We start from the raw sequence: 1,619 nt of genomic DNA on the forward strand, positions 1-1,619 counted from the left end.
GGGTCTCGCCCCGCCGTCGAGGTACTTTCTTTTGCTTCGCCAAAAAGAAAGTACCCAAAGAAAAGGCGACCCGCAGCGCGTCGAATTCCCGCCCCAGCCATCCTGCCCAAGGCGCGGCTGAACTCGCACCGTGCTACCGTCACGGTGCTCAAACATGCAGCCGCTTAAAACCTTGGGCAGCACGTCTGTGTCGGCTCGCGCTGACGGGGCCGGGACCGCGCCGGGTTTGTACTCACCATCTTTAAAAGCCGTGGGATTCGAACCCACAACCCGGTCGGATAAAACCGGATTTTCTACCTTTCCTCATCATTTCCACCGTACCGACGCCACCCTTGGCCCCGTCAAGCATGCCGACGGGTGGCCGGGGCGAGGTCTTAAGCGCCTGCAATGTCTGAGCGATTTGACGTTAGCAAATCGCGAGTTCAGGCGCGCCTCGCACCGGACGGGGCCTGTCGGGCAGCCGCAGGCCATGCTTGTGGGGTGGCCTTGGAGGTGAAGGAGGGCTTGGCCAGGCAAGCCCTCTTTCCCGTCCGCCGCGCGGAAGCGGCATGCAAATCATTATCCGCGCAGCGGATTTCTACAGTCCGAACAATTGATTTTGTGTTGTGTGCAGGGATGGTCCGCATGACTACGTGCTGGCGCCAATAACGTCGCCAAGCAAACACGCATCCCGCCTGCCACGCGGAAGCGGCATGTAAACCATCATCCGCGTGAGCGGATGTCAGTGCTGCCGGTTCTGTACATAAAACCCCATGATTACACAGGTTTTTTTATCCGCCGGGCGAACAGCCCACAGACGTTATCCACCGCAAAGCTGTCGCATTTGTTCAAGTTGCCCACCCGCCGCTCCCTTATCTTGGGGTGGGCGCCAGCCATGGCTGGCGCAGGCTCCCCCCGGAGCGGGGCGCGCTCCGATGCAGTTGCAGTGAGGAGACAACAATGACGGGTAACCGCGGAGTAGTTTATGTAGGGCCAGGCAAGGTAGAAGTACAGTCCATTCCCTTTCCCGAACTGGTATCCCCCCAGGGCCGCAAGCTGGGCCATGGGGTCATCCTGAAAGTACTCAGCACCAATATCTGCGGCTCGGACCAGCACATGGTACGTGGCCGCACCACCGCGCCTTCCGGCCTGGTGCTGGGGCATGAAATCACCGGCGAGGTGATCGAGCTGGGCAGCGATGTGGAAACCCTGAAAAAGGGCGACATCGTGTCGGTGCCGTTCAATGTGGCGTGCGGTCGCTGCCGCTGCTGCAAGGAACAGCACACCGGCGTGTGCCTGTCGGTAAACCCCTCCCGCGCCGGTGGCGCTTATGGCTATGTCGACATGGGCGGCTGGGTGGGCGGACAGGCGGAATACGTGATGGTGCCTTATGCCGACTTCAACCTGCTGAAATTCCCCGACCGCGATCAGGCCATGGCCAAGATCCGCGATCTCACCTGCCTGTCCGACATCCTGCCCACCGGTTATCACGGTGCCGTTTCCGCCGGGGTTGGCCCCGGCAGTACGGTGTATGTGGCTGGTGCCGGGCCGGTGGGTCTGGCGGCAGCGGCGTCCGCCCGCTTGCTGGGTGCGGCGGTGGTGATCGTGGGGGATGTGAACCCGGCGCGGCTGGTGCATGC

Annotated in this window: 1 protein-coding gene; it reads left to right on the plus strand. The window is 62.0% G+C overall.

Annotation, left to right across the window (positions count from 1 at the left end; translation table 11 throughout):
* Positions 1-939: 939 nt before the first annotated feature.
* Positions 940-1,619 (plus strand): alcohol dehydrogenase catalytic domain-containing protein (locus tag AWT75_RS20375; protein ID WP_153013417.1); only part of this gene is annotated, 680 nt, incomplete at its 3' end.

The sequence above is a fragment of the Aquitalea pelogenes genome (genome assembly GCF_001515305.1).
In the GTDB taxonomy this organism is placed as follows: Bacteria; Pseudomonadota; Gammaproteobacteria; order Burkholderiales; family Chromobacteriaceae; genus Aquitalea; species Aquitalea pelogenes.